This window comes from Geodermatophilus sp. SYSU D01186 (genome assembly GCF_054050215.1).
The window spans coordinates 1-24,759 of record NZ_JBJGYW010000049.1 but is presented as its reverse complement, the minus strand read 5'-3'; the positions used below and the strand labels follow the sequence as shown (position 1 = coordinate 24,759).

At 75.8% G+C, this 24,759-nt stretch carries 23 protein-coding genes; 17 read left to right on the top strand and 6 right to left on the bottom strand.

Going from position 1 to position 24,759, the window contains the following annotated elements:
• Nucleotides 1-100: 100 nt before the first annotated feature.
• From ACI784_RS23570 to ACI784_RS23555, 4 genes are all read right to left on the bottom strand, one after another.
• Nucleotides 101-1,228 carry a uroporphyrinogen-III synthase gene (locus tag ACI784_RS23570; protein WP_457015143.1) on the bottom strand — a complete coding sequence of 376 codons (1,128 nt, stop codon included), beginning with the start codon at nucleotides 1,226-1,228 and terminating at the stop codon, nucleotides 101-103.
• Between the two features lie 46 nt (nucleotides 1,229-1,274).
• Nucleotides 1,275-2,750: a PP2C family protein-serine/threonine phosphatase gene (locus ACI784_RS23565; protein ID WP_457015142.1), complete on the bottom strand. Its 1,476-nt coding sequence runs from the start codon at nucleotides 2,748-2,750 to the stop codon at nucleotides 1,275-1,277.
• The gene (locus tag ACI784_RS23560; protein ID WP_457015141.1) at nucleotides 2,750-3,481 is read right to left on the bottom strand and encodes a GAF domain-containing protein; all 732 of its coding nucleotides are present in this window, start codon (nucleotides 3,479-3,481) and stop codon (nucleotides 2,750-2,752) included. Before ACI784_RS23560 ends, ACI784_RS23565 begins: the two co-directional genes overlap by 1 nt.
• Nucleotides 3,482-3,549: 68 nt before the next feature.
• The gene (locus ACI784_RS23555; RefSeq protein WP_457015140.1) at nucleotides 3,550-4,107 is read right to left on the bottom strand and encodes a uridine kinase family protein; all 558 of its coding nucleotides are present in this window, start codon (nucleotides 4,105-4,107) and stop codon (nucleotides 3,550-3,552) included.
• Between the two features lie 40 nt (nucleotides 4,108-4,147).
• On the opposite strand from ACI784_RS23555, the gene ACI784_RS23550 reads away from it, so the two are divergent.
• From ACI784_RS23550 to ACI784_RS23530, 5 genes are all read left to right on the top strand, one after another.
• Complete coding sequence (locus ACI784_RS23550; protein WP_457015139.1) at nucleotides 4,148-4,663, top strand: PH domain-containing protein; 516 nt, start codon at nucleotides 4,148-4,150, stop codon at nucleotides 4,661-4,663.
• Nucleotides 4,664-4,929: 266 nt separating this feature from the next.
• The gene (infC, locus tag ACI784_RS23545) at nucleotides 4,930-5,550 is read left to right on the top strand and encodes a translation initiation factor IF-3 (protein ID WP_456925802.1); all 621 of its coding nucleotides are present in this window, start codon (nucleotides 4,930-4,932) and stop codon (nucleotides 5,548-5,550) included.
• Nucleotides 5,551-5,649: 99 nt separating this feature from the next.
• Nucleotides 5,650-5,844, top strand: coding sequence for a 50S ribosomal protein L35 (gene rpmI / locus ACI784_RS23540; protein WP_097204960.1), 195 nt, complete (start codon nucleotides 5,650-5,652; stop codon nucleotides 5,842-5,844).
• Nucleotides 5,845-5,878: 34 nt separating this feature from the next.
• The gene (gene rplT, locus ACI784_RS23535) at nucleotides 5,879-6,274 is read left to right on the top strand and encodes a 50S ribosomal protein L20 (RefSeq protein WP_097204962.1); all 396 of its coding nucleotides are present in this window, start codon (nucleotides 5,879-5,881) and stop codon (nucleotides 6,272-6,274) included.
• A gap of 81 nt (nucleotides 6,275-6,355) precedes the next feature.
• Entirely contained in the window at nucleotides 6,356-7,279 is a 924-nt protein-coding gene (locus tag ACI784_RS23530; protein WP_457015138.1) for a TrmH family RNA methyltransferase, read from the top strand.
• Nucleotides 7,280-7,283: 4 nt separating this feature from the next.
• Here ACI784_RS23530 and ACI784_RS23525 read toward each other — a convergent pair whose 3' ends face one another.
• Both ACI784_RS23525 and ACI784_RS23520 read right to left on the bottom strand, forming a co-directional pair.
• Complete coding sequence (locus ACI784_RS23525) at nucleotides 7,284-9,536, bottom strand: EAL domain-containing protein (RefSeq protein WP_457015137.1); 2,253 nt, start codon at nucleotides 9,534-9,536, stop codon at nucleotides 7,284-7,286.
• Nucleotides 9,537-9,605: 69 nt separating this feature from the next.
• On the bottom strand, nucleotides 9,606-10,445 hold the full coding sequence (locus tag ACI784_RS23520; RefSeq protein WP_456925799.1) for an EamA family transporter: 840 nt from the start codon (nucleotides 10,443-10,445) through the stop codon (nucleotides 9,606-9,608).
• A gap of 248 nt (nucleotides 10,446-10,693) precedes the next feature.
• On the opposite strand from ACI784_RS23520, the gene pheS reads away from it, so the two are divergent.
• The 12 genes from pheS (at nucleotide 10,694) to tyrS (ending at nucleotide 24,445) form a co-directional block, all read left to right on the top strand.
• Complete coding sequence (gene pheS, locus ACI784_RS23515) at nucleotides 10,694-11,776, top strand: phenylalanine--tRNA ligase subunit alpha (RefSeq protein ID WP_457015136.1); 1,083 nt, start codon at nucleotides 10,694-10,696, stop codon at nucleotides 11,774-11,776.
• On the top strand, nucleotides 11,773-14,235 hold the full coding sequence (pheT, locus tag ACI784_RS23510; protein WP_457015134.1) for a phenylalanine--tRNA ligase subunit beta: 2,463 nt from the start codon (nucleotides 11,773-11,775) through the stop codon (nucleotides 14,233-14,235). Before pheS ends, pheT begins: the two co-directional genes overlap by 4 nt.
• Nucleotides 14,228-15,046, top strand: coding sequence for an SDR family NAD(P)-dependent oxidoreductase (locus ACI784_RS23505; protein ID WP_456925796.1), 819 nt, complete (start codon nucleotides 14,228-14,230; stop codon nucleotides 15,044-15,046). Before pheT ends, ACI784_RS23505 begins: the two co-directional genes overlap by 8 nt.
• 167 nt (nucleotides 15,047-15,213) lie before the next feature.
• Entirely contained in the window at nucleotides 15,214-16,254 is a 1,041-nt protein-coding gene (argC, locus tag ACI784_RS23500; RefSeq protein WP_457015133.1) for an N-acetyl-gamma-glutamyl-phosphate reductase, read from the top strand.
• Entirely contained in the window at nucleotides 16,251-17,402 is a 1,152-nt protein-coding gene (argJ, locus tag ACI784_RS23495; RefSeq protein ID WP_457015132.1) for a bifunctional glutamate N-acetyltransferase/amino-acid acetyltransferase ArgJ, read from the top strand. The genes argC and argJ overlap by 4 nt, the downstream gene beginning before the upstream one ends.
• On the top strand, nucleotides 17,399-18,427 hold the full coding sequence (gene argB / locus ACI784_RS23490) for an acetylglutamate kinase (RefSeq protein ID WP_457015130.1): 1,029 nt from the start codon (nucleotides 17,399-17,401) through the stop codon (nucleotides 18,425-18,427). The genes argJ and argB overlap by 4 nt, the downstream gene beginning before the upstream one ends.
• Nucleotides 18,424-19,611 (top strand): acetylornithine transaminase, encoded by a 1,188-nt coding sequence (locus ACI784_RS23485; RefSeq protein WP_457015129.1) that lies wholly within the window; start codon nucleotides 18,424-18,426, stop codon nucleotides 19,609-19,611. The genes argB and ACI784_RS23485 overlap by 4 nt, the downstream gene beginning before the upstream one ends.
• Nucleotides 19,608-20,555 carry an ornithine carbamoyltransferase gene (gene argF / locus ACI784_RS23480; RefSeq protein ID WP_457015127.1) on the top strand — a complete coding sequence of 316 codons (948 nt, stop codon included), beginning with the start codon at nucleotides 19,608-19,610 and terminating at the stop codon, nucleotides 20,553-20,555. The genes ACI784_RS23485 and argF overlap by 4 nt, the downstream gene beginning before the upstream one ends.
• Nucleotides 20,552-21,082 (top strand): arginine repressor, encoded by a 531-nt coding sequence (locus ACI784_RS23475; RefSeq protein WP_456925873.1) that lies wholly within the window; start codon nucleotides 20,552-20,554, stop codon nucleotides 21,080-21,082. The genes argF and ACI784_RS23475 overlap by 4 nt, the downstream gene beginning before the upstream one ends.
• Nucleotides 21,083-21,084: 2 nt before the next feature.
• On the top strand, nucleotides 21,085-22,521 hold the full coding sequence (gene argH / locus ACI784_RS23470) for an argininosuccinate lyase (protein ID WP_456925866.1): 1,437 nt from the start codon (nucleotides 21,085-21,087) through the stop codon (nucleotides 22,519-22,521).
• Complete coding sequence (locus ACI784_RS23465) at nucleotides 22,485-23,171, top strand: DNA-3-methyladenine glycosylase (RefSeq protein ID WP_457015144.1); 687 nt, start codon at nucleotides 22,485-22,487, stop codon at nucleotides 23,169-23,171. Before argH ends, ACI784_RS23465 begins: the two co-directional genes overlap by 37 nt.
• Entirely contained in the window at nucleotides 23,168-24,445 is a 1,278-nt protein-coding gene (tyrS, locus tag ACI784_RS23460; protein ID WP_457015125.1) for a tyrosine--tRNA ligase, read from the top strand. Before ACI784_RS23465 ends, tyrS begins: the two co-directional genes overlap by 4 nt.
• Nucleotides 24,446-24,759 lie beyond the last annotated feature (314 nt).

The following is a 24,759-nucleotide window of genomic DNA, read 5'->3' as shown; positions in this document are numbered from 1 at the left end:
TTTGCGTGGTGGTTATTCTTCCGGCCGCGCGCCGGGGGGGGGGGGGTGGGGGCGGGTGGTGTGTGGGGGGCGGCTGGACTCGGCGGCCCCCCCACTCCGCTCAGACCTTGAGGCGGTAACCGCGCTTGACGACGGTCTCCACCAGCGGGGCGCCGAGGGCGGCCCGCAGCCGGGTCACCGCCATCTCCACCGCGTGCCCGTCCCCGCCGCCGGGCAGGCCCTGCACCAGCTCGGGCCGGGACAGCACTGCCCCCGGCCGCGCGGCCAGCGCTCGCAGCACCGCCATCGGCCCGGGCGCGAGCTCCACCAGCCGCCCGTCGACGACGGCCCCGTGGCCGCGCACCTGGAGCTGGTGCCCGCCGACCCGCAGCACCGGGTCGCGCTCGGGCAGCCGGGCCACCACCTCCCGGGCCAGCGCGCCCAACCGGGACCGCTCCGGCTGCAGCGAGGGGATCCCCGCGGCGTCCAGCGGGCCGGCGGTCACCGGCCCGACGGCGATCGGCAGGACGCCCCCGGTGAGCGCGGCCACCACCTCCGCGCGCTGCCCCAGCTCCTCGGCCACGCTCAACAGGCCGGCCGCGGCCGGCGCGCTGGTGAAGGTCACCGCGTCCACGCCGCGGGCCACGATCGTGCCGACCAGCCGCCGCACCGGGCCGACGTCCTCGGGCAGCACCCAGCGGTAGACCGGCACGGTGAGCACCTCCGCGCCGGTGGCCCGCAGCGCGTCGACGAAGTCCGGCAGCGGATCCCCGTGCAGCTGGACCGCGACCCGGCGGCCGGCCAGCGGCCCCTCCGCCCCCGACAGCAGGTGCTCGAGCACCTCCGCCGACGACTCGGACGCCGGCGACCAGGCGTCGACCAGCCCACCGCCGCGGATGGCGCCGCGGGCCTTCGGGCCGCGGGCGAGCACGCGGCTGCCCCGCAGGTGCTCGACCAGCGGGAGGTCCCACGCGTCGGCCGCCTCCAGCCACCCGCGGAAGCCCACCCCGGTCGTGGCGACGACGAGGTCGACGGGGCGCTCCAGCACCTGCCGGGTGGCCGCGACCAGCTGGGCGTCGTCGGCCAGCGGCACGATCCGGATCGCGGGCGCGTAGACGACCCGTGCCCCGCGGCGGGCCAGCAGGGCGCCGAGCTCCTCGCGGCGGCGGGCCGCGGTGACCGCGACGGTGTAGCCGGCCAGCGGCAGGAGTTCGCCGGGGGCCTCGGGCACGGTCGGGCTGTCCGTCACGACCCCATGGTGCGGCGTCGGCGTTGCGGGCGTGTGACGCCCCTGGTCAGACGCCCGGTGCGTCGGGAGGGGCGTGCATCCACCGGGCCAGCAGCACGCTGGCGTCGTCCTGCAGCAGCCCGTGCTGGTGGTCCAGGACCGCGTGCACCAGCCGCCGGGCGGTCTCCGGCGGTGACTGGTCGGCGGCCACCTCCCGGGTCAGGAAGTCCAGCAGGCGCTCCTCCCCGAACCAGTCACCGGCAGGGTCCCGTGCCTCGGTGACACCGTCGGTGTGCAGCGCCAGCCAGTCGCCGGGCTGCAACGGCTCGTCGGCCACGGTGAGGACCCCCGTTCCCAGGCCGAACGGCACCCGCCGGCCCGCCGACAGCTGCTTGACCACCTTCCCCGAGCGCAGCAGCAGCGGTGGCGGGTGCCCGGCGTTGACGTAACGCAGCCGCCCGGAGCCGACGTCGAGCTCCGCGAGCACCCCGGTGGCGAACGCGCTGCCCGGGAAGGTGGCGGCCACCACCTCGTCGATGGCCCGTGCCTGGTCGTAGATGCCGCGACCGTCCCGGCGGGCGCTGCGGTAGGCGGCCAGCGCCGCGCTGGCGAGCAGGCCCGCGCCCAGGCCGTGCCCCATGGCGTCGAAGATGGCCAGCGAGATCGTCGTCTCGGAGATGGAGTAGTCGAACGCGTCCCCGCCGGCCTCGTACGCGGGCTCCACGAGCCCGGCGAGCACGAAGGCGTCGCTGGCGGCGGTGAGCGGGGGCAACTGCTGCCACAGCAGCTCGGCCGACGGCGTCCGCGGCCGCGTCCGGCGGGCCTGCTCCAGGGCGTCGCCGTACTGCCCCATCGCGGCGACCAGGTGCCCGACCATGCCGGCCAGCCACCGGCACTCCTGGCGCAGCCCGGGGTCGTAGAGCTCCGCGACGGTGCCGACCCGCACCTCCAGCACCCCGACCCGCTCGGCGCCGTCGAGGAGCGGCACCCACAGCCGCGGCGTCCCGCCCGCCTCGGAGGGCAGCATGCGGAGGGTCTGGAAGGCCCGGCCCGGGAGCGTCCCGTCGACGGCGACGGTCTTGCGCTCCGGCGCCCCCGCGGGGAGCAGGGGCCACAGCCGGCGCTGCTCGTGGTCGGCGACGTGGACCGTCACCGCGACGCCCATCGCGGTGCCGGCCTCCACCGCCAGCGCGGCGAGCCGGTCGGGTGGGGCGGCGTGCGCGGCCTCGACCAGGTGCAGCAGTGCCGCGAACGGTCCGCTGGCCGGCCGGCGGGCCCGCAGCGGCGAGCTGTAGGGCACCCGCCGCTGGGTGAACAGCTCGTCGAGGCGCTCGTTGAGCGTGTGGGCCAGCACCGTGCGCTGGCCGGGCGGCATCGGCACCAGGCCCTGCAGCTGGGCCTCCACGTCGAACAGGTCGGCGGTGCCGCCGAGGGCGAAGTACCGGGTCCACAGCTGCTCGAGCGTGAGGTCGGCGATCTCGAAGGCCGAGCGCAGCGCCCGGTGCTGCTCCTCCTCCGGGGAGGCCTGCCCGGGACCGGTCATCAGCGCCGCCGGCGGACCGCGGAGCCGACGACCGTGCGGGCCACCTCGGGCAGGTTCCCGGACTCCTCCCCGGACCGGGCCAGCAGCATCCCGAAGGCCACCTCCTCGGTCACCCCGTGCCGGGCCATGAGCACGCCCTTGGCCATGCTCACCGTGTCGCGGGTGCCGATCGCCGCGCGCAGCCCCTCACTGAGCCGCCGGGCGCGCTCGTGGGTCTGCACGTTGGCGACGAGGATGGCCGCCTGCGCGGAGAACCGCCACAGCAACTGCTCGCTCTGGACGTCGAAGGTGCCGGGGACCTCGGCGTAGACCTTGAGGGCCCCGAGCGCGGTGTCGCCGACGACCAGCGGTGCGCTCATCGCCGCGCGGAGGCCCAGCCGGACCGCGGCGGCCGACCAGCGCGGCCAGCGCCGGTCGGTGGCGACGTCGTCCATGCGCACCAGCTGCCGCGCGGCCGTGGCGGCCAGGCACGGACCCTCGTCCAGCTCGTACTGCAGCGCGTCGGCGCGCTCGACCCGGGTGTCGGTCGAGCCGGAGCTGCGGCGTCCCCGCTCGTCGATGACCGAGACGCCGGCGCCGGCGGCTCCGGGGACGGTGTCCAGCGCCAGCGAGCTGACCAGGGCCAGCGCGGACGCCACCGTCTCCTCCGACAGCAGCAGGCCCGACATCCGGGCGAAGACGGCCGACAGCTCGTCGGCGAGGGGGAGGTCGGGGGAGGGGTCGAGGGCCACGTGCACCTGCCTGTGCGCGGGCCGCCCGCTCCGCCGGTGCTTGGACGGGGGGACGGCGCGCGGCCAGCCTAGCTGCCGACGCCGCTGCCGGAGGTCCCGTCGACGCGGACGTCGGCGCGTTGCCGGGTGCACTCGGCGGTGAAGACGGCGGCCTCGGTGACCTGCCAGCGCCGCCACTGCGGCTCCAGGGCGACGCCGTCCCGGGCCAGGCCACGCGCCAGCCGGACCTCCCGCGGCGCCTCCACCCAGATCCGCAGCACCGCCCAGCGGTCGGCCCCGCGCGGGCAGCTGCCGCAGCCCTCGACCACCAGGACGCCTCCCGACGGCACCGGGGTCGGCTCCGTCGCGAACCGGCCCGCCGCCCAGTCGTAGCGGTGGTAGGCGCCGGGACGGCCCTCGGCCAGCGGGCGCAGCACCCCGGCCGCGAGGCGGGCGAAGGCGCCGGTGAGCGTCCACCCGGCGTGCAGGTCGTCCATGTGCACGACGGTGGCGCCGAGCTCGGCGGCCAACCCTGCGGCGAGGGTGGTCTTGCCCGACCCGGCCGGCCCGTCGACGCAGACCAGCCGGGTGGCCCCGAGCCGGGGAGCGGTGGCGCGCACCCGCGCGGCGAGGGCGGCGCGGTCCACGGCGGGGCACTCTGCCAGCCGCGCCTGGGACCATGGGCGCGTGCCCCCGACCGCCGTCTCCGCCGTGCCCCGCCGCTGGCGCCTGCTCTGCGCCTCCGTCGCCGTCGTGGTGGCCGCCGTCCTGGCCTACGTCGGGCTGACGCTGCACACCGGCGACTCCGGCGTCGTCATCTACACGACCGCCGACCAGGTCGCGGTGGTGCTGCTCGGGCTGGTCCTCGGTGCCGGCATCCTGGCGCTGGGCCGCCCGCGGGTCGACGCCGACGCCGCCGGCATCCGGGTGCGCAACCTCCTCGGACAGCGGGAGCTGCCGTGGACGGCGGTGCAGGCCATCCGCTTCGACCGGCGGTTCAAGTGGGCGACCCTGCTGCTGACCAACGACGACGAGTTCGCCGTCCTCGCGGTGCAGGGTGCCGACGGCGAGCGGGCCGCGGCCGCCGTCGAGGGCCTGCGGGCCCTGCTCGCCGCCGCACGGGCCGCGGAGCCGCCGCCCCCGCCCCTGCTGCACGACCCCCGGGAACGGCCGCAGACTCCGCGCGGTGCGACCCGGGAATGACCTGCGTCCCCGCGACGCTGTAGCATGGGCGCGCCTCCCCGCTACACCGAGGCGCGCGAACCACCCAGCGGCCCCGCCCCGGGCCGCTGACCAAGAGGAGCCCGCTCCCACCTGGCGCCGTCGAGGCGCCCAGGTCCCCGGATCGCGGCAGACCGGCCCGGCCGGTCCGCCGCGGCGCGCGCGAGCCCGACGGCTCGTGCACCCCGGAGAGTGGGCCCCGTGAGCAGCCGCTCACGGGGCCTTCATCGTCTCCGGCTTCCGGTCGGGTGCGACTCCTCCCGTGCAACAGCAGAGGAGAGGCCATCACCGAGCCCCGCATCAACGACCGTATCCGCGTCCCCGAGGTCCGCCTGGTCGGCCCGGAGGGTGAGCAGGTCGGCATCGTGTCGATCGGCGAAGCGCTGCGCCTGGCCCAGGACTCCGAGCTCGACCTCGTCGAGGTCGCGCCCATGGCCCGGCCGCCGGTCGCCAAGCTCATGGACTACGGGAAGTTCAAGTACGAGTCCGCCCAGAAGGCCCGCGAGGCCCGGCGGAACCAGGCGCTCACCGTCATCAAGGAGATGCGGCTGCGCCTGAAGATCGACCCGCACGACTACGAGACCAAGAAGGGCCACGTCGAGCGCTTCCTCAAGAGCGGCGACAAGGTCAAGATCACCGTGATGTTCCGTGGCCGCGAGCAGTCCCGGCCGGAGATGGGCTACCGGCTGCTGCAGCGGCTGGCCGCCGACGTCGCCGAGCTCGGCGTCGTCGAGTCCAACCCGAAGCAGGACGGCCGGAACATGGTCATGGTGATCGCCCCGCACCGGAACCAGGCGGCCTCCGACGCCTCGCGGCGCAACGCGAAGGCGGAGAAGCAGGCAGCCGAGGAGCAGGCCCCCCCGGCCTGACCGGCGCACCGCAGGACCGCACCACCGAGACGGCCGGCGCCGTCGCGGCAGCCCTGTGCTGCCGCGCGGCGCCGACAACCACGAACGAGGACCGAGGACATGCCGAAGCAGAAGACCCACAAGGGCACGGCGAAGCGCGTGCGCGTGACGGGCTCCGGGAAGCTCGTGCGCGAGCACACGAACAACCAGCACAAGTTCGAGGTGAAGTCGTCCGGGCGCAAGCGGCGGGTGAGCGGCATCGGTGTCCTCTCCCCGGCCGACTCCCCCCGGATGAAGAAGCTGCTGGGCCGCTGAGCGCCCTCCGCAACGAGAAGACAGGAGCACTCACGTGGCACGCGTGAAGCGGGCGGTCAACGCCCAGAAGAAGCGCCGGACGACCCTCGAGGCCGCCAGCGGCTACCGGGGTCAGCGGTCCCGGCTCTACCGCAAGGCCAAGGAGCAGATCCTCCACTCGGCCACCTACAACTACCGCGACCGCAAGGTGCGCAAGGGTGACTTCCGCAAGCTGTGGATCACCCGCATCAACGCCGCGGCGCGCCAGAACGACATGACCTACAACCGGTTCATGCAGGGCCTCAAGCTGGCCGGCATCGAGCTGGACCGTCGTGTCCTGGCCGAGCTGGCCGTCAACGAGCCGGCCGCCTTCGCCGCCCTGGTGGAGACCGCGCGCGCCGCGGTCGCCGCTGCCCCGGCCGGCGACGCGACCGGTACCGCTGCCGCCTGAGCCCGACGCAGCACGTCCCGACGCCGTCGGTGACCGGCCCCTCCGGGTCGGCGCCGGCGGCGTCGCACTGTGTACGGGCCCGTGATCGCCACGAGATCGGCGATCTCGTGGCGATCAGGGGCTGATGCCACCGAGATCGCCGATCTCGCCGGTCTCGGGGCCGCCCACGGTGCGAGATCGGCGATCTCGCCGCAGCAGGAGGAGGACGACGCACCGGTGACCGCACCGCTGACCGAGCGCTCGGCGCGCATCGTGGCCGCCCGCAAGCTGACCCGGCGGGCCGGCCGGGACGCCGCCGGCCTGTTCCTCGCCGAGGGGCGGCAGGCCGTCGCCGAGGCCCTGGCCGACCCGGCCGGGGTCCGCGAGGTCTTCGTGACCGCCCCCGCGGCCGAGGCGGCCGCCGACCTGCTCGCCGCGACGACGGTGCCGGTGCGGCCGGTCACGGAGAAGGCCGCCGCCTCGCTGTCGGAGACGGTCACCCCCCAGGGGCTGGTCGCCGTCTGCGGGCTGCGCGACCTGCCGGCCGAGACGCTCGTGGCCGCGCCGCCGCGGCTGTCGGTGGCGCTGGCCGAGCTGGCCGACCCCGGCAACGCCGGCACCGTCCTGCGCACCGCCGACGCGTGCGGCGCCGGGGCGGTCGTCTTCGGTGCCGGCTCCGCCGACCCGTACGGCGGCAAGGCGGTGCGCTCCAGCGCCGGCAGCCTCTTCCACGTCGACGTCGTCCGCGGCGCGCCGCTGCCGGAGCTGCTGCCGCGGCTGAAGGCCGCCGGGGCGACCGTGCTCGCGGCCGACGGCGGGGGAGAGGCGAGCCTCCCGGAGCTCGGCGACCGGCTCGCCGGGCCGGTCGTGTGGCTGTTCGGCAACGAGGCGCGGGGCGTACCGGCCGAGCTGGCCGCGCTGGCCGACGCCCGGGTGCGCATCCCGATGCGCGGGCGGGCCGAGAGCCTCAACCTGGCCGCGGCCGCGGCGATCTGCCTCTACACGACCCAGCTGGCCCAGGAGTAGGGCCTCAGCACCCCGCCACGGACGCCGCCGGCCGCTCGTACCGGCGCAGGGCGGCGGTCCGGAGCAGCTCGGCGAAGTCCCCGCCGTCCTCGGGGAAGACGCCCACGCCCACCCGCACCCCGGCCGGCACCTCCGCGCCGTCCAGCGGCACCGGCGCGTGCAGGGCCTCCAGCAGCTCGCCGGCGATCCGGCGCGCTTCCGCACCGGCGGTGCGCGGGTCCAGGTCGCGCAGCGCCACCACCAGCTCGTGCCCGCCGAGCCGGCCGACCAGGTCACGGCGGCGCAGCACCGCCCGCACCCGCGCCGCGACCGTGCACAGCAGGTCGTCACCGGCGCCGTGGCCCCACACGTTGGTGGCCGCGATGACGCCGTCCACGTCGACGAGGACCAGCGCCAGCGCGTCGTCGCCCGCGCGTGCGCTCCAGATGGCGGTCTCCACCTCCTCGGCCAGCCGCCGCCGGTCGGGCAGCCCGGTCAGCGGGTCGGTGCCGGCCAGCTCCTCGAGCCGGGCCCGGTAGCCGGCGGCGCGGCCCCGCTCCCGGGCCAGGGCGCGCTCGACGGCCACCGTCGCGGTCACGTCGACCTGCACCCCGATGTAGCGGGCCACCGTGCCGTCGGGGGCGTGCACCGGGGCCAGGTGCAGCTCGTTCCACCACGGCGTCCGCTCGGGCCCGCGGTGGTTGAGCAGCGTCACCCGCACCTCCTCGCCGGCCGCCACGGCGCGGCGGACGGCGGCGACCGCGGCGGGATCGGTGTCCGGGCCCTGCAGGAACCGGCAGTTGCGGCCCAGCAGCTGCTCGCGGGGCAGGCCGGCCAGCCGCTCGAAGGCGGGGTTGACGTACACCAGCGGCTGGTCGGGCCGCTGGACGTCGACGATCGTCACCCCGCTGGGCGTGGCGTCCAGGGCGCGGCGCAGCAGTGCCTCGCCGGCCGGGGGAGCGGCCGGTGCGGGCACGCTTCCCGAGGGGACGGGCGCCGGCGGTGCAGGGGTGGGCAGGGCCCCGACGCGCGGCGCCACCCGGGCCAGCAGGGCCGCGGTGGCACGGACGACGGTGTCGCGGTCGTAGGTGAGCGCGTAGGCGAACCGCCGCTCCTCGTCGGGGCCGTCGTCCCCCAGGTCGCGGGCCAGCAGGGCGGCGGCGAAGTGCGGGCCGAGGACGGCGACGTCCCACTCGCCGCGCACCGGATCGGCCGGGTCGAGGGCCGCGCCGCGCAGGCCGGGCAGCGGCTCCACCGGCAGGTCCTCGCCGAGGGCGCAGACGAAGCCGGTCCGCTCCACGAGGTCGCGGTAGCGCAGCGCGGTCGCGGGCGTGAGGTGCCGGGCCTCCTGGAACGTCGCGGCCACGACGGACGCCGGCCCCAGCCGCAGGGCCTCCCGCTCCAGCTGCTTGGACAGCTCGATGAGCAGCGCCTTCGGGGCCTCGCGCAGCGGCACGCCGTCCGGCAGGCAGGCGAAGGGCGAGACGGCGGCGTCCTCGGTGAGGGTGTCCGGCCGCTGGGAGGGCAGGACGAGCGAGCCGGTCGGCGCGCCCTCGACCGGGCGGGGGCCGGGGCGGCCGAACAGCCAGCCCTGACCGAGCGTCGCCCCGAGCGCGCGGGCCATGTCCAGGTGGGCGGCGTGCTCGATGCCCTCGGCGAGCACCACCGCGCCGGTGCGCTCGGCGTGCGCGTTGACCGCGTTCATGATCTCGGCGATCGCCGGGCCGGGCCGCTCCTGCACCAGCCGCAGGTCCAGCTTGACCACGTCCGGGCGCAGCAGCGGCATGAACGCCAGTGACAGCGGCTCGGCGCCGACGTCGTCCACCGCGACGCCCCAGCCGACGGCGCGCACCCGCTCGACGGTGCGCAGCAGCTCGGCCGGCCGAGTGGCCAGCGCGCGCTCGGTGATCTCCAGGACCACCCGCAGTCCGCCGGGCGCGGCCGAGGCGATCGCGAGCAGCTCCTCCATCGGCGCCCGGTCGAGCACCGCGGGTTCGACGTTGACGAAGAGGGTCAGCGGCGCGCCCAGGCCCGCCTCGAGCGCCCCGGAGAGGGCCGCGGCGCGGCAGGCGGCGTCCAGCTCGGCGAGCCGGCCGGCCGCGCGGGCGGCGGCGAAGAGCGCGTCGGGGCGCTCCAGGGGCCCCTCCGGCCCGCGGGCCAGCGCCTCGTAGGCGACCACCCGGCCGGTGTCGAGCTCGACGATCGGCTGGAAGACGCTGCGGACGCCGCGCCCGCTCAGCACCTCGTCGATGGCGGTCGCTGTCTGGGGGAGGGCCACACGGCAGCATCGGCCGCGACCGGGCCGGGGAGCAGCCGAACCGCCGTCCCCCGCCCCCATCGGGGGAGGTCAGGCGGGCAGCGCGATGAGCACGACCGCGGCGCCGGCCGCGGCCAGCCCGGCCACCTGGGTGCCCACCAGGCGCTCGCGCAGCACGACCTGGGCCAGGACGACGGTGCTCACCGGGTACAGCGAGGCGAGGACGCCGGTGATCGCCAGCTGCCCCTGCTGCGTGGCCAGCAGGAACAGCGCGTTGGCCGCCATGTCGCCGATCCCGCCGAGCAGCACCAGCGGCACGACCGCCCGGGGCACCCGCAGCGACTGGCCGGCGCCCAGTGCCAGGACGACGACCAGGGACACCGACACCAGGCGGGCGCCGACGAGCGGGCTGAGCTCCGCGGCCTCACGGGTACGGTCGAGCAGCACGAAGAACAAACCGAACCCCGCACCCGCGGCCAGCGCCGGCACCACGGTGGCCGCCCGCGCCGAGCGCAGGGACGACAGCCCGTCCTCCGCCGCCACCAGGACGACGGCGACCAGCGCGAGCCCGATGCCCACCACCGCCCACCAGGCCAGCTGCTCGCCGAACCCGACGCCGACGACGACCGGGATCGCCGCCGCCGACACCGCCGTCACCGGTGCGACGACGCTCATCACGCCGCCGGCCAAGGCGCGGTAGAAGAGGACCAGCCCGGCCGCCCCCGCCACTCCCGCGGTCGCGCCCCAGACGAGGTCCGCGGTCGTCGGGTCCCCGCCGAGCCAGGGCATCAGGAGCAGCAGCCCGAGCAGGCCGGCCGCCTGGGAGAGCGCGACGACGGCGAACGCGGTCGCCCGCCGGCTGGCCAGGCCACCGCAGAAGTCGGCCATGCCGTAGACCACCGCGCTGGCCAGCGCCAGCAGGACCGCCACGCCGACCTCCCGAACCGGGCCCGCCCGGCGCGCGCCCCCGTCGTCGTGTCTAGCACCCGATCCCGGCCGTCCCCGGCACCTGGGGCAGGTCGGCAGCTCTGCGCCGGTTGTTGGCGCGTCTGCCGCGAGATCGCCGGTGTCGGGGCCTTCCGGGCCCTGATGGCAACGACTCCGCCGATCTCGGTGGGTCGCCGGCGCCCCGGAACCCGGCGGCGGGCACGCGTGCCTGCCGGGCAGAATGGCCTCCCGTGTCTGGCGCCAACGACCCCTACGACCCCAAGCAGGTCGCCGCCCTCTCCGCCGAGGCCCTCGACGCCGCGGTCGCCGAGGCCCGGCAGGCGTTCGCCGCCGCCGGCGACCTGGAGGCGCTGGCCGCCGTCCGCCCCGGGCACCTGGGTGACCGCGCGCCGGTGCTGCTGGCGCGCCGCGAGCTCGGCGCGCTGCCGCCGGCCGCCCGGTCGGACGCCGGCAAGCGGGTCAACGCCGCCCGCGTCGCGGTGACCGAGGCCTACGAGACCCGCCGGGCCGAGCTGGAGGCCGAGCGCGACGCGCGGGTGCTGGCCGAGGAGCGGGTCGACGTGACCCTGCCCTGGGACCGCGCCCCCCGCGGCGCGCGGCACCCGCTGACCACGCTCACCGAGCGGATCGCCGACATCTTCGTGGGCATGGGCTACGAGGTCGCCGACGGGCCCGAGCTCGAGGCCGAGTGGCTGAACTTCGACGCGCTCAACATCGGCCGCGACCACCCCGCGCGCACGATGATGGACACCTTCTTCGTCGCGGGTGGGCGGGACCAGGACGAGGACTCCGGGCTGGTGCTGCGCACGCACACCAGCCCCGTGCAGGCCCGCACAATGCTGTCCCGCACCCCGCCCATCTACGTCGTCGGGCCCGGCCGGGTGTACCGCACCGACGAGCTGGACGCGACGCACACCCCGGTCTTCCACCAGGTCGAGGGCCTGGCCCTGGACCGCGGGCTGACCATGGCGCACCTGCGCGGCACCCTGGACCACCTGGCCCGGTCGCTGTTCGGCGCCGACGCGGTCACCCGCTGGCGGCCGTCGTACTTCCCGTTCACCGAGCCGTCGGCGGAGTTCGACGTCTGGTTCCCCGAGCACCGCGACGGTCCGCGCTGGGTCGAGTGGGGCGGCTGCGGGATGGTCAACCCGCGGGTGCTGGTCGCCTGCGGCGTCGACCCCGACGAGTTCAGCGGCTTCGCCTTCGGCGTGGGCATCGAGCGGGCGCTGCAGTTCCGCTCCGGCGTCGGCGACATGCGCGACATCGTCGAGGGCGACATCCGGTTCACCACGGCCTTTGGAGTTGAGCAGTGAGGGTCCCCATCGGCTGGCTGGCCGAGCACGTCGACCTGCCCGGGGGCGTCACCGTCGAGGACCTCGACACCGCCTTCGTGCGCCTCGGCCTGGAGGTGGAGGCGGTCCACCGGCCCGAGGAGGTCAGCGGGCCGCTGGTCGTCGGCCGCGTGCTGGACATCGAGGAGCTCACCGGGTTCAAGAAGCCCATCCGCTTCTGCCGGGTCGACACCGGTGAGGGAGAGCCCCGGGGCATCGTGTGCGGCGCCCGCAACTTCGTCGCCGGTGACGCCGTCGTCGTGGCGCTGCCCGGGGCGGTGCTGCCCGGCGGGTTCGAGATCGCCTCGCGCAAGACCTACGACCGGCTCTCCGACGGGATGATCTGCTCGGTCCGCGAGCTCGGCATCGGCGAGGACCACGCCGGGATCCTGGTGCTGGGCGACGGCGCCCCCGAGCCGGGCACCCCGGCCGGCCCTGTCGTGGGCCTGGACGACGTCGTCATCGAGCTGGCCGTCACGCCCGACCGCGGCTACTGCCTGTCGATGCGCGGCATCGCCCGCGAGATGGGCACCGGCCTGGGCGTCGACTGGCGCGACCCTGGTGCGGTCACCCCGCCGGCGTGGTCGGGCGACCCGGCCTGGCAGGTCGCCGTCGAGGACGCCGACCGCTGCGACCGGTTCTCCATGATCGCCCTCGAGGGCCTGGACCCGACCGCGCCGAGCCCGTGGTGGATGCGCCGCCGGCTGGCGCAGTCCGGCGTCCGCAGCATCTCGCTGGCCGTCGACGTCACCAACTACGTGATGCTCGAGCTCGGCCAGCCGATGCACGCCTTCGACCGCGCCGCGGTCTCCGGCCCGATCGTCGTCCGCCGGGCGCGGGCGGGGGAGCGGCTGACCACCCTGGACGGCGTCGACCGCGCGCTGGACCCCGATGACCTGCTGATCACCGACGACACCGGGCCCATCGGCCTGGCCGCGGTGATGGGTGGCGCGTCGACCGAGATCGGCGACGGCACGACCGACGTCCTGCTGGAGGCGGCGCACTGGGAGCCCACCGGGGTGGCCCGCACCGCGCGCCGGCACCGCCTGCCCAGCGAGGCGGCCAAGCGCTTCGAGCGCGGCGTGGACCCGGAGATGACGATGGTCGCGCTGGCCCGCGCCGCAGCCCTGCTGGCCGAGTTCGGTGGCGCCCGCGTCGTCGGCACGCCGGTGGACGTCGACACCCGCGGCCCGCGCCCGACGATCCCGCTGGACGCCGAGCAACCCGGCCGGGTGGCCGGGGTGCCCTACTCCTCTGCGCAGGTGGTCGAGCTGCTGGCCAAGGTCGGCTGCTCGGTCGACGGCGACGGCGCCCCGCTGACGGTCACGCCGCCGTCCTGGCGCCCGGACCTCACCGACCCGGCCGACCTGGTCGAGGAGGTGGTCCGGCTCGCCGGCTACGACGACGTCCCCTCGGTGCTGCCCACGGCCCCGCCCGGGCGCGGGCTGACCGAGACCCAGCGCCGCCGCCGCGCGATCGGCCGCACCCTCGCCGAGGCCGGCTACGTGGAGGCGCCGTCCTACCCGTTCGTCGGGGAGGCGGCCCTCGACGCGCTCGGCCTCGACGCCGGCGACCCGCGCCGGGCGGTCGTGCTGGTGCGCAACCCGCTGTCGGAGGAGGAGCCGGCGCTGCGCACGACGCTGCTGCCCGGCCTGCTCGCCACCCTCGCCCGCAACCTCTCCCGCGGCCAGCGGGACGTCGCCCTCTTCGAGCACGGCGCGGTCTTCCCCGGCGGGCAGCGCAGCCGCGCGCCGCTGCCCGGCGTGGACCGGCGTCCGGACGACGAGACGCTGGCCGCCCTGCTCGCGGCGGTCCCGGCCCAGCCCTGGCACGTGGCCGTGGCGCTGGCCGGCAACCGGGAGCCGCGCGGCTGGTGGGGCCCGGGCCGCCCGGCGGGGTGGGCCGACGCGGTGCAGGCCGCCCGCCGGATCGCCGCGGCGGCCGGTGTGGAGCTGACCGTCCGGGCGGGGGACCGGGCGCCCTGGCACCCGGGCCGTTGCGCCGAGCTGCTGGTCGGCGAGCGCGTGGTCGGCCACGCCGGCGAGCTGCACCCGCGGGTCTGCGCCGCCCTGGACCTCCCGGCCCGCACCTGCGTGATGGAGCTCGACGTGGACGCGCTGCCGGCCGCGGAGGTGCCGGTCGGCCCGGCGGTGTCGGTGTTCCCGCCGGTGCTGCTCGACCTGGCGCTCGTCGTCCGCGACGAGGTGCCGGCCGCCGAGGTGGACGCCGCCGTCCGCGCCGGGGCCGGGGAGCTGCTGGAGTCGCTGCGGCTGTTCGACGTCTACACCGGGGCGCCCGTCCCCGAGGGGCACAAGTCGCTCGCGTACGCGCTGACCCTGCGGGCCCCGGACCGGACGCTCACCAGCGAGGAGGCGACGGCCGTCCGGGACGCCGCGGTCGCCGCGGCCGCCGCCGCGACGGGGGCCGAGCTGCGTGGCTGAAGCCGCCGGCCCGCTCTCCGGCACCGTCGCGCTGGTCACTGGCGCCTCGACCGGCATCGGCCGGCACCTGGTGCAGGGGCTGGCCGAGCGCGGCGCCGCGGTGGCCGGGCTGGCCCGGGGCGGTGAGCGGCTGGCGGCGACCATGGCCGAGGTGGCCGCCGCGACCGGTGCCCGCACCCTGGCCGTCGCCGCCGACGTCACCGACCGGGCCGCGGTCGACGCGGCCGTCGCCCGGGTCGTGGAGGAGCTCGGCCAGGTCGACCTGCTGGTCAACAACGCCGGCCTGGTCGACGCCGCCGAGGAGCCGCTCTGGGAGGCCGACCCCGAGCAGTGGTGGGACGTCGTGTCCAGCCACGTGCGTGGCGGCTTCCTGCTCTGCCGCGCCGTCGTCCCGTGGATGGTGCTGCGCAACCGCGGCCGGGTGGTGAACCTCGCCAGCGGGATGAGCCTGCGCGCCCGTCCGGAGTACTCCGCGTACTCGGTGGCCAAGACCGGCCTGATGCGGATGACCGAGGCCCTCGCCGGCGCGCTCGAGGGCACCGACGTGCGGGCCTTCGACGTCGCGCCCGGGGTCGTGCGCACCGAGATGACCGCCGGCATGCCGATGCACTCCGGCCGCACCGACTGGACCGAGCCGGCCGACGTCGTGGCCACCGTCGCCGCGATCGCCGGCGGCGAGCTGGACGCGTGGTCGGGGCGGTTCCTGCGGGTGGGTGGCGACGACCTGGACACCCTCCGCGCGCTCCGGCCGGACGGCGACGCCCGGCAGCTGCGGCTGCAGCCCTACGGGGACGACGACCCCCTGGCCTGATCCGGCCGTCCACCGGTTCCGCACCGCCGGGTCCGTCCGGTGCGGGCATGCTCGTGCTCTGCCCACCCTGGTGGGCAGAGCACGAGCATCTGCAGAGACACCTCCGCTCTCCCGGGCCGGGACAACCCAGATGAACGGTCATGCATGGCCGTGTATGGTCATGCATCGTGAGTACAGGGCAGACGTGGATGGTCGGGGTCACCGGCGCCACCGGGTACGCGGGAGGTGAGGTGTGCCGGCTGCTGGCCGGGCACCCGAACCTGCGGCTGGCCGGGGTGCACGCCAATTCCAGTGCCGGGCGACGCCTGGGTGAGCTGCAGCCCCACCTGCTCCCGTACGCCGGCCTCGAGGTGCAGCCCAGCGACGCCGCGGCCCTGAGCGGGTACGACGTCGTCGTCCTGGCACTGCCGCACGGCGAGTCGGCCGCGATCGCCGCGCAGCTGTCCGACGACACCCTCGTCGTCGACTGCGGCGCCGACCATCGGCTGGGCGACCCCGCGGCGTGGGCGCGGTGGTACGGCGGCGAGCACGCCGGCTCCTGGCCCTACGGGCTGCCGGAGCTGCCCGGCCAGCGGGAGCAGCTGACCGGTGCGCGGCGGATCGCCGTCCCCGGCTGCTACCCGACCTCCGTCACCCTCGCCCTGGCCCCGGCGCTGGCCGCCGGGCTGGTCGAGCCCGACGTCGTCGTGGTCGCCGCCAGCGGCACCTCCGGCGCGGGGAAGAAGGCCTTGCCGCACCTGCTGGGCAGCGAGGTCATGGGCTCGGTGAGCGCCTACGGCGTGGGCGGGGTGCACCGGCACACGCCGGAGATGGTGCAGAACCTGTCGCAGGCGGCCGGCAGCCCGGTGAGCGTCAGCTTCACGCCCACGCTGGTGCCGATGAGCCGGGGCATCCTCGCCACCTGCTCGGCGCCGCTGACCCCGGGCACGGACGCCGCCGCCGCGCGGACCGCCTACGAGAAGGCCTACGCCGACGAGCCGTTCGTCCACCTCCTCCCCGAGGGGCAGTGGCCGACGACGGCGCAGGTGCTCGGCGCCAACACCGTCGCCCTGCAGGTCGCGGTCGACCCCGACGCCGGCCGGCTGGTCGTCGTCGCCGCGGTCGACAACCTGACCAAGGGCACCGGGGGAGCGGCCATCCAGTGCGCCAACCTCGCCCTCGGCCTGCCCGAGACCACCGGCCTGCCGCTCGTGGGGGTCGCGCCGTGACCGTCACCGCCCCGCAGGGGTTCCGGGCCGCGGGCGTCGCCGCGGGCCTCAAGAGCACCGGCGCCCGCGACGTCGCCCTCGTCGTCAACGACGGCCCGCACGACGCCGCCGCCGCGGTCTTCACCACCAACCGCTTCCCGGCCGCGCCGGTGCAGTGGAGCCGGCAGGTGCTGGCCACCGGCCGGCTGAAGGCGGTCGTCCTCAACTCCGGCGGGGCCAACGCCTGCACCGGCACCGAGGGCTTCCAGGACACCCACGCCACCGCCGAGCACGTCGCTGCCGAACTCGGCATCGGCGCGATCGACGTCGCGGTGGCCTCCACCGGGCTGATCGGCGTCCGGCTGCCCATGGACGAGCTGACCGCCGGGGTCACCGCCGCGGCGAAGAGCCTGTCGGAGGACGGCGGGGACGACGCCGCGCTGGCGATCATGACCACCGACAGCGTGCCCAAGACGACGGTGCAGGCCCGCGAGGGCTGGACGGTCGGCGGGATGGCCAAGGGCGCCGGCATGCTCGCGCCGAGCCTGGCCACGATGCTCGTCGTCCTCACCACCGACGCGGTGGTCGACACCGCGACCCTGCAGACCGCGCTGGCGCAGGCCACCAGCGTCAGCTTCGAGCGGGTCGACTCCGACGGCTGCCTGTCGACCAACGACACGGTGGTCGTGATGGCCAGCGGCGCCAGCGGGGTCACGCCGTCCGCGGAGGAGGTCGCCGAGGCGCTCACCGCGGCGGCCACCGACCTGGCGATGCAGCTGCTGGCCGACGCCGAGGGGTCGACCAAGGACATCGCGATCACCGTCCGCAACGCCGCCAGTGTCGCTGACGCGCTGACCGCCGGCCGCGCCTGCGCCCGCAACAACCTGCTCAAGACCGCGCTGTTCGGCAACGACCCCAACTGGGGCCGTGTGCTGGCCGCGATCGGCACCACCGACGCCGCCTTCGAGGCCGACCAGGTCGACGTGACCATCAACGGCGTCACGGTCTGCCGGGGCGGGGCTATCGGTGACCCGCGGGAGCTGGTCGACCTCACCGGACGGCAGATCACCATCGACGTCGACCTGAGGGCCGGCGCCGAGCAGGCGACGATCTGGACGAACGACCTGTCACTCGCCTACGTCCACGAGAACTCGGCCTACTCCACATGAGCGCAGATCCCGAACCCCACGTGACCACCACCCACGACCCCGAGGCGCAGGACCCCACCCCGCCCGACGTCCGCATCGACGAGCTCAAGCCACCGCGCAAGGTCGGCACCCGCCGCGTCATGCGCACCTTCGACCCCGAGGGCGACCGGCAGAAGGTCGCCGTCCTCACCGGCGCGTTGCCGTGGCTCAAGGAGTTCCACGACAACGTCGTCGTCGTGAAGTACGGCGGGCACGCCATGGTCGACGAGGAGTGCCGCCGCGCCTTCGCCGAGGACATGGTCTTCCTGCGGACCTGCGGCATCCACCCGGTCGTGGTGCACGGCGGCGGTCCGCAGATCACCGAGATGCTGGGCCGGCTGGGCATCGAGAGCGAGTTCCGCGGCGGCCTGCGGGTCACCACGGCCGAGACGATCGACGTCGTCCGCATGGTGCTGACCGGCCAGGTGACCCCCGAGGTGGTCGGGCTGGTCAACCAGCACGGCCCGCTGGCCGTGGGGCTGTCCGGGGAGGACGGCGGGCTGTTCACCGCCGCCCGCACGCACGCCCTCGTCGACGGCCGGCCGGTGGACGTCGGCCTGGTCGGTGACGTCGTCGCCGTCGACCCCACCCCGGTCCGGGCGCTGCTGGAGTCCGGTCACATCCCGGTGGTCGCGACCGTCGCGCCCGACGCCGACGGCGTGGTGCACAACGTCAACGCCGACACCGCGGCGGCCGCGCTGGCCGTGGCGCTCGGCGCGGTGAAGCTCGTGGTCCTCACCGACGTCGAGGGGCTCTACGCCGACTGGCCCGACCGCGACTCGCTGGTGCAGCAGATCGACGCCGCCGAGCTGGCCGAGATCCTGCCCACGCTGGACGCCGGGATGATCCCGAAGATGACCGCCTGCCTGCGGGCGGTGAACGGCGGGGTGAAGCGGGCGACGGTCGTCGACGGCCGCGCGCCGCACGCCCTGCTGCTGGAGATGTTCACGTCCGAAGGGACCGGGACCATGGTGGTCCCGGCCGAGACCGGGAGGGAGCCGGCATGACCCACACGGAGGAGCTGGCCACCCGCTGGTCGGCCGTGATGATGAGCAACTACAAGACCCCGCCGGTCGCGCTGGCGCGCGGCGCCGGGGCGACCGTGTGGGACGTCGACGGCCGCGAGTACACCGACCTGCTCGGCGGCATCGCGACCACGATCCTCGGCCACGCCCACCCGAAGGTCGTCGAGGCGATCACCCGGCAGGCGCAGACCCTCGGGCACGTCTCCAACCTGGCCATGCACGAGCCAGGCCTCCTGCTGGCCGAGCGGCTGCTGGAGCTGGCCGGCCGGCCGGGCCGGGTCTTCTTCTGCAACTCCGGCGCCGAGGCCAACGAGGCCGCCTTCAAGATCAGCCGGCTCACCGGGCGGCCGGAGGTGGTCACCGCCGAGGGCGCCTTCCACGGCCGGACCATGGGCGCGCTGGCCCTGACCGGGCAGCCGTCGAAGGCCGCGGCGTTCGCCCCGCTGCCCGGCGGCGTCCGGTACGTGCCCTACGGCGATCCCGGCGCGCTGGCCGGCACGGTGAGCGACCGGACGGCGATGGTGCTGCTCGAGCCGATGCTCGGCGAGGGCGGCGTGCTGCCCGCGCCCGCCGGCTACCTGGCCGCGGCGGCGCAGACCGCGCAGGACGCCGGCGCGCTGTTCGCCGTCGACGAGGTGCAGACCGGCACCGGCCGCACCGGGGACTGGTTCGCCCACCAGGCCGACGGGCTGCAGCCCGACGTCGTCACGCTGGCCAAGGCGCTCGGCGGCGGGCTGCCCCTGGGCGCGACGCTGGCCTTCGGCCCGGCCGCCGACCTGCTGACGGCCGGCTCGCACGGCTCCACCTTCGGCGGCAACCCGATCGCCGCGGCCGCCGCCCTCGCCGTCCTGGACACCATCCGCGACGAGGGGCTGCTCGAGCGCGCCAAGGAGCTCGAGCACCGGTTCACCGCCGGCATCGAGGGCCTCGGGCACCGCGGGGTCAGCGGGGTGCGGGGGCGGGGTGCGCTGCTCGGCGTCGTCCTCACGGCGCCGGTCGCCGCCGCGCTGGAGGCGGCGCTGCGGGACGCCGGGTTCCTCACCAACGCCGTCGCGCCCGACGTGCTGCGGCTGGCGCCGTCGCTGGTGCTCACCGACGCGCAGGTCGACGCCTTCGTCGCGGCCCTGCCGCCGGCCCTCGACACCGCCCTGGAGACAGCACAGTGACCCGGCACTTCCTGCGGGACGACGACCTCACGCCGGCCGAGCAGGCCGAGGTGCTGGCCCTGGCCGCCGAGCTCAAGCGCACCCGGCACACCGCGCAGGCGCCCACCCCGCTGGCCGCGCCGAACGGGGTGCCCCGGGCGGTGGCGGTGCTGTTCGACAAGCCGTCGACCCGCACCCGGGTGTCGTTCTCCGTCGGCGTCGCCGAACTCGGCGGGTACCCGCTGGTCATCGACGCCGGCTCCAGCCAGCTCGGCCGCGGCGAGCCGGTCGAGGACACCACCCGCGTGCTCGACCGGCAGGTCGCCGCGATCGTCTGGCGCACCTTCGGCCAGGACCGCATCGAGGCGATGGCCTCGGTCAGCCGGGTGCCGGTGGTCAACGCCCTCACCGACGAGTTCCACCCCTGCCAGATCCTCGCCGACCTGCAGACGGTCATCGAGCGCAGGGGGACCCTCGCCGGGCTGACGATGACCTACCTCGGCGACGGCGCCAACAACATGGCGCACTCCTACCTGCTCGGCGGGGCCACGGCCGGCATGCACGTGCGGATCGGCTCGCCGGTGGAGTTCCAGCCGTCCAAGGAGGTGCTGGAGCGCGCCGAGGAGATCGCCGCGCAGACCGGCGGCTCCGTGGCCTGGACCGCCGACGCCGCGGCCGCAGCCGACGGTGCCGACGTCCTGGTCACCGACACCTGGGTCTCCATGGGCCAGGAGGGCGAGTACGAGTCCCGCATCGCGCCGTTCCTGCCCTACGCGGTGGACGACGCCGCCCTCGCCCGGGCCGCCGACGACGCCGTCGTCCTGCACTGCCTGCCGGCCTACCGCGGCAAGGAGATCGCCGCCGAGGTGATCGACGGCCCGCAGAGCGCGGTGTGGGACGAGGCGGAGAACCGGCTGCACGCCCAGAAGGCGCTGCTCCTGTGGCTGCTGGAGCGATCGGGGTGACCGGCGCGCTGACCCGCTCCGCGCGGCAGGCCCGGATCCGCGAGCTGATCGACACCCGTCCGGTCACCTCGCAGACCCAGCTCGCCGCCCTGCTGGCCGGCTCCGGCATCGAGGTCACCCAGGCCACCCTCTCGCGGGACCTGGAGGAGCTCGGCGCGGTCAAGATGCGCGGCTCCGACGGCGCACCGGCGTCCTACGTGCTGCCGCCGGAGAACGCCCCGCTGCGCCCGGCCCAGACCGCCCCGGCCCGGCTGACCCGGCTGCTGGCCGACCTGCTGACCAGCGCGGAGGGCAGCGCGAACCTGGCCGTCCTGCGCACGCCCCCGGGCGCCGCGCAGTTCCTGGCCTCCGCCCTGGACAAGGTCGGCCTCCCCGACGTCCTGGGCACGATCGCGGGGGACGACACTCTCCTGGTCGTCTCCCGCGCACCCGACGGTGGTCCGGCGCTGGCCGACCGCCTGCGGGCGCTCGCCGCGCGCACGCCGGCGGTCTACCCCGAACTGACGTCGGACCTGGAAGAGAGCTGATCGTGACCTCCGCACCTTCGGAGACCCGTCTGTGGGGCGGCCGCTTCGGCGGCGGCCCCTCCCCGGCGCTGGCGGCGCTGTCCAAGTCGACCCACTTCGACTGGAAGCTGGCCCCCTTCGACCTCGCCGGCTCGCGGGCCCACGCGCGGGTGCTGCACCGGGCCGGGCTGCTCACCGACGACGAGCTCGCGCAGATGCTGCGGGCCCTCACCGAGCTGTCCAACGAGGTCGAGGCCGGCACCTTCGTCGCGCTCGAGTCCGACGAGGACGTCCACGAGGCCCTCGAGCGCGGGCTGTCGGCCAAGCTCGGCGCGCTCGGCGGCAAGCTGCGCGCCGGCCGCAGCCGCAACGACCAGATCGCCACCGACCTGCGCCTCTACCTGCGCCACCACGTGCGCGCGCTGGTGGGGGAGCTGTCGTCGCTGGAGTACGCGCTGCTCGGCCTGGCGCAGCGCTACCAGGACGTCGCCGCGCCGGGCATGACCCACCTCCAGCACGCCCAGCCGGTGCTCATCGCCCACCAGCTGCTCGCCCACGTGCACGCCTTCGCCCGCGACGTGGACCGGCTGCGGGACTGGGACCGGCGCACCGCCGTCAGCCCCTACGGCTCCGGCGCGCTGGCCGGCTCCTCGCTGCCGCTGGACCCCGACGCCGTCGCCGCCGAGCTCGGCTTCGACCGCGCGTCGGACAACTCGATGGACGGCGTCAGCGACCGCGACTTCGCCGCGGAGTTCTGCTTCGTCGCCGCGCTCATCGGCGTGCACCTCTCCCGGTTGGGGGAGGAGGTCGTGCTCTGGACGTCGACCGAGTTCGGCTGGGCCCGGCTCGACGACTCCTGGGCCACCGGGTCGTCGATCATGCCGCAGAAGAAGAACCCCGACATCGCCGAGCTGGCCCGCGGCAAGTCCGGCCGCTTCGTCGGCAACCTGACCGGGCTGCTGACGATGCTCAAGGGCCTCCCGCTGGCCTACGACCGAGACCTGCAGGAGGACAAGGAGCCGGTCTTCGACTCCATGGAGCAGCTGCTGCTCCTGCTGCCGGCCGTCACCGGGATGACGGCCACGCTGACGATGCGTCCCGAGGTCATGGAGGCCGCCGCGCCGCAGGGCTTCGCGCTGGCCACCGACGTCGCCGAGTGGCTGGTCCGCCAGGGCGTGCCGTTCCGGTCGGCGCACGAGATCAGCGGCGCGATGGTCGCCTTCTGCGAGGGGGCCGGTCTCGAGCTCGACGAGTTGGACGACGACCAGCTGGCCGGCATCGACGAGCGGCTGACCCCCGGCGTCCGCGCGGTGCTCACCGTGCGGGGCGCGCTCGCGGCCCGCAGCGCCCGCGGGGGGACGGCGCCGGAGCGGGTCGCCGAGCAGCTCACCCGGCTGGCCGACCTCACCCGGCAGCACGCCGACTGGGCGTCGTCCTCACCCGTGGCGGCCGCGCTCTGAGCTCGCCGTCGCCCGGGCCGCTCCTCACCCCCGAGGAGCTGCTCGGGCCACCCGACGTCGTGGCCCCGGCGCTGCTCGGGTGCTGGCTGGTCACCGACCGGCCCGAGGGGCGGGTCGCGCTGCGGCTCACCGAGGTCGAGGCCTACGCCGGCGACGGCACCGACCCCGCGGCCCACTCGCACCGGGGGCCGACCCCGCGGGCGGCGATCATGTTCGGCCCGCCGGGGCGGCTCTACGTGTACTTCAGCTACGGCGTGCACTGGTGCGCCAACGTCGTCGTCGGCCCGGAGGGGCACGGCTCGGCGGTGCTGCTGCGTGCCGGGGACGTCGTGGTGGGGGAGGAGCTGGCCCGCGCCCGCCGTCCGGCGGCCCGGACGGCCCGGGACCTCGCCGGCGGGCCGGCCCGGCTCACCCAGGCGCTGGCGATCGGGCCGGACGACAAGGCCGCCGACCTGCTCTCCCCGGACAGCTCGGTACGGCTGCACCGGGGGGACCCGCCGGCGGAGGTGTCGGCCGGGCCGCGGATCGGCATCAGCGTCGCCACCGAGCTGCCGTGGCGGTTCTGGGAGACCGGCGCCGACTCGGTCAGTGCGTTCCGCCCAGGGGGTCGACCCCGCCGGCGGAGCGCAAGGGAGGATCAGTACCCGTGACCGACGTGATCGACGAGCTGCACCGCCGTGGGCTGATCGCCCAGAGCACCGACGAGGAGGCGCTGCGCGCGCACCTCGCGGAGGGGCCGGTCGCCTACTACGCCGGCTTCGACCCGACGGCGCCCAGCCTGCACGTCGGCCACCTGCTGCAGTTCATGGTGCTGCGGGCCCTCCAGCGCGCCGGGCACCAGCCCGTCGTGCTGGTGGGTGGCGCGACCGGCCTGATCGGGGACCCGCGGCCGACGGCCGAGCGGCAGCTCAACGACCGAGAGACCGTCGCCGGGTGGGTGGAGAGCCTCCGCACCCAGGTGGCGCCGTTCCTCGAGGTGCCGGCGGAGCGGGACGGCCTCGCCGCGCCGGTCTACGTCGACAACCTCGACTGGACGGCGCAGCTGTCGGCGATCGACTTCCTGCGGGAGATCGGCAAGCACTTCCGGGTCAGCCAGATGCTGGCCAAGGAGGCCGTCTCCGCGCGGCTGAACTCCGAGGCCGGCATCAGCTACACCGAGTTCAGCTACCAGATCCTGCAGGCCAACGACTACCGGGAGCTGCACCGGCGCAACGGCGTGACGCTGCAGACCGGCGGCTCGGACCAGTGGGGCAACCTGACCGCCGGCATCGACCTGGTGCGCCGCACCGAGGGCGCGCGGGTGCACGCGTTGTCGACGCCGCTGGTCACCAAGTCCGACGGCACCAAGTTCGGCAAGACCGAGGGCGGCGCGGTCTGGCTCGATCCGGCGCTCACCTCGCCCTACGCCTTCTTCCAGTTCTGGCTCAACGCCGACGACGCCGACGCCCGCGCCTGGCTGCCGCTGTACTCCGAGCGGCCGGCCGAGGAGGTCGAGGCGCTGATCGCCGAGAGCGTGGAGCGCCCGGCCTCCCGCGCTCCGCAGCGGGCGCTCGCCCAGGAGCTGACCCTGCTCGTGCACGGCCCCGAGGAGCTGCGGCAGGCCGAGGCCGCCGGCCGGGCGCTGTTCGGCCGTGACGACCTCTCCGCGCTGGGGCCGGACACCCTCGGCGCCGCCCTCCGCGAGGCCGGCAGCGTCACCGTGGACGGCCAGACGCCCACCGTCGCCCAGCTCCTCCAGCTCACCGGTCTCGTCGGCAGCCTCTCCGAGGCGCGCCGCACCGTGAAGGAGGGCGGCGCCTACCTGAACAACGAGCGGGTCACCGACGCCGAGGCCGTGCCGGGGGAGGACGCGTGGCTCCCGGGCGGCTGGCTGGTCCTCCGCCGGGGCAAGCGGGCCGTCGCCGGGGTGCAGCGGGTGGTCTGACCTGGGGTGTGAACGGCGTGTGACGGCGCCGTTGCCGGAGGGTGTCCGGCGTCACCGCCCATCGGTTTGACACGGCCTCCGGGTCCACGTAACTTTCTCTCTGCGCCGGGAACGACCGCGAGGCCGGGCCCGGGCGCCAGAGTGAGACAACCAAGCCGAAGACGACGGCCGTGAGGCCAGGTTCTCCGCGCGTCCGCTCCTTGAGAACTCAACAGCGTGCCGAAAGTCAGTGCCAAGTAACAAATCCCCCGCACTGCACGTTTTCGTGTGGTGAGGGATTCCTTTGGTTGATGGATCATCGAGAGTGCTAGCTC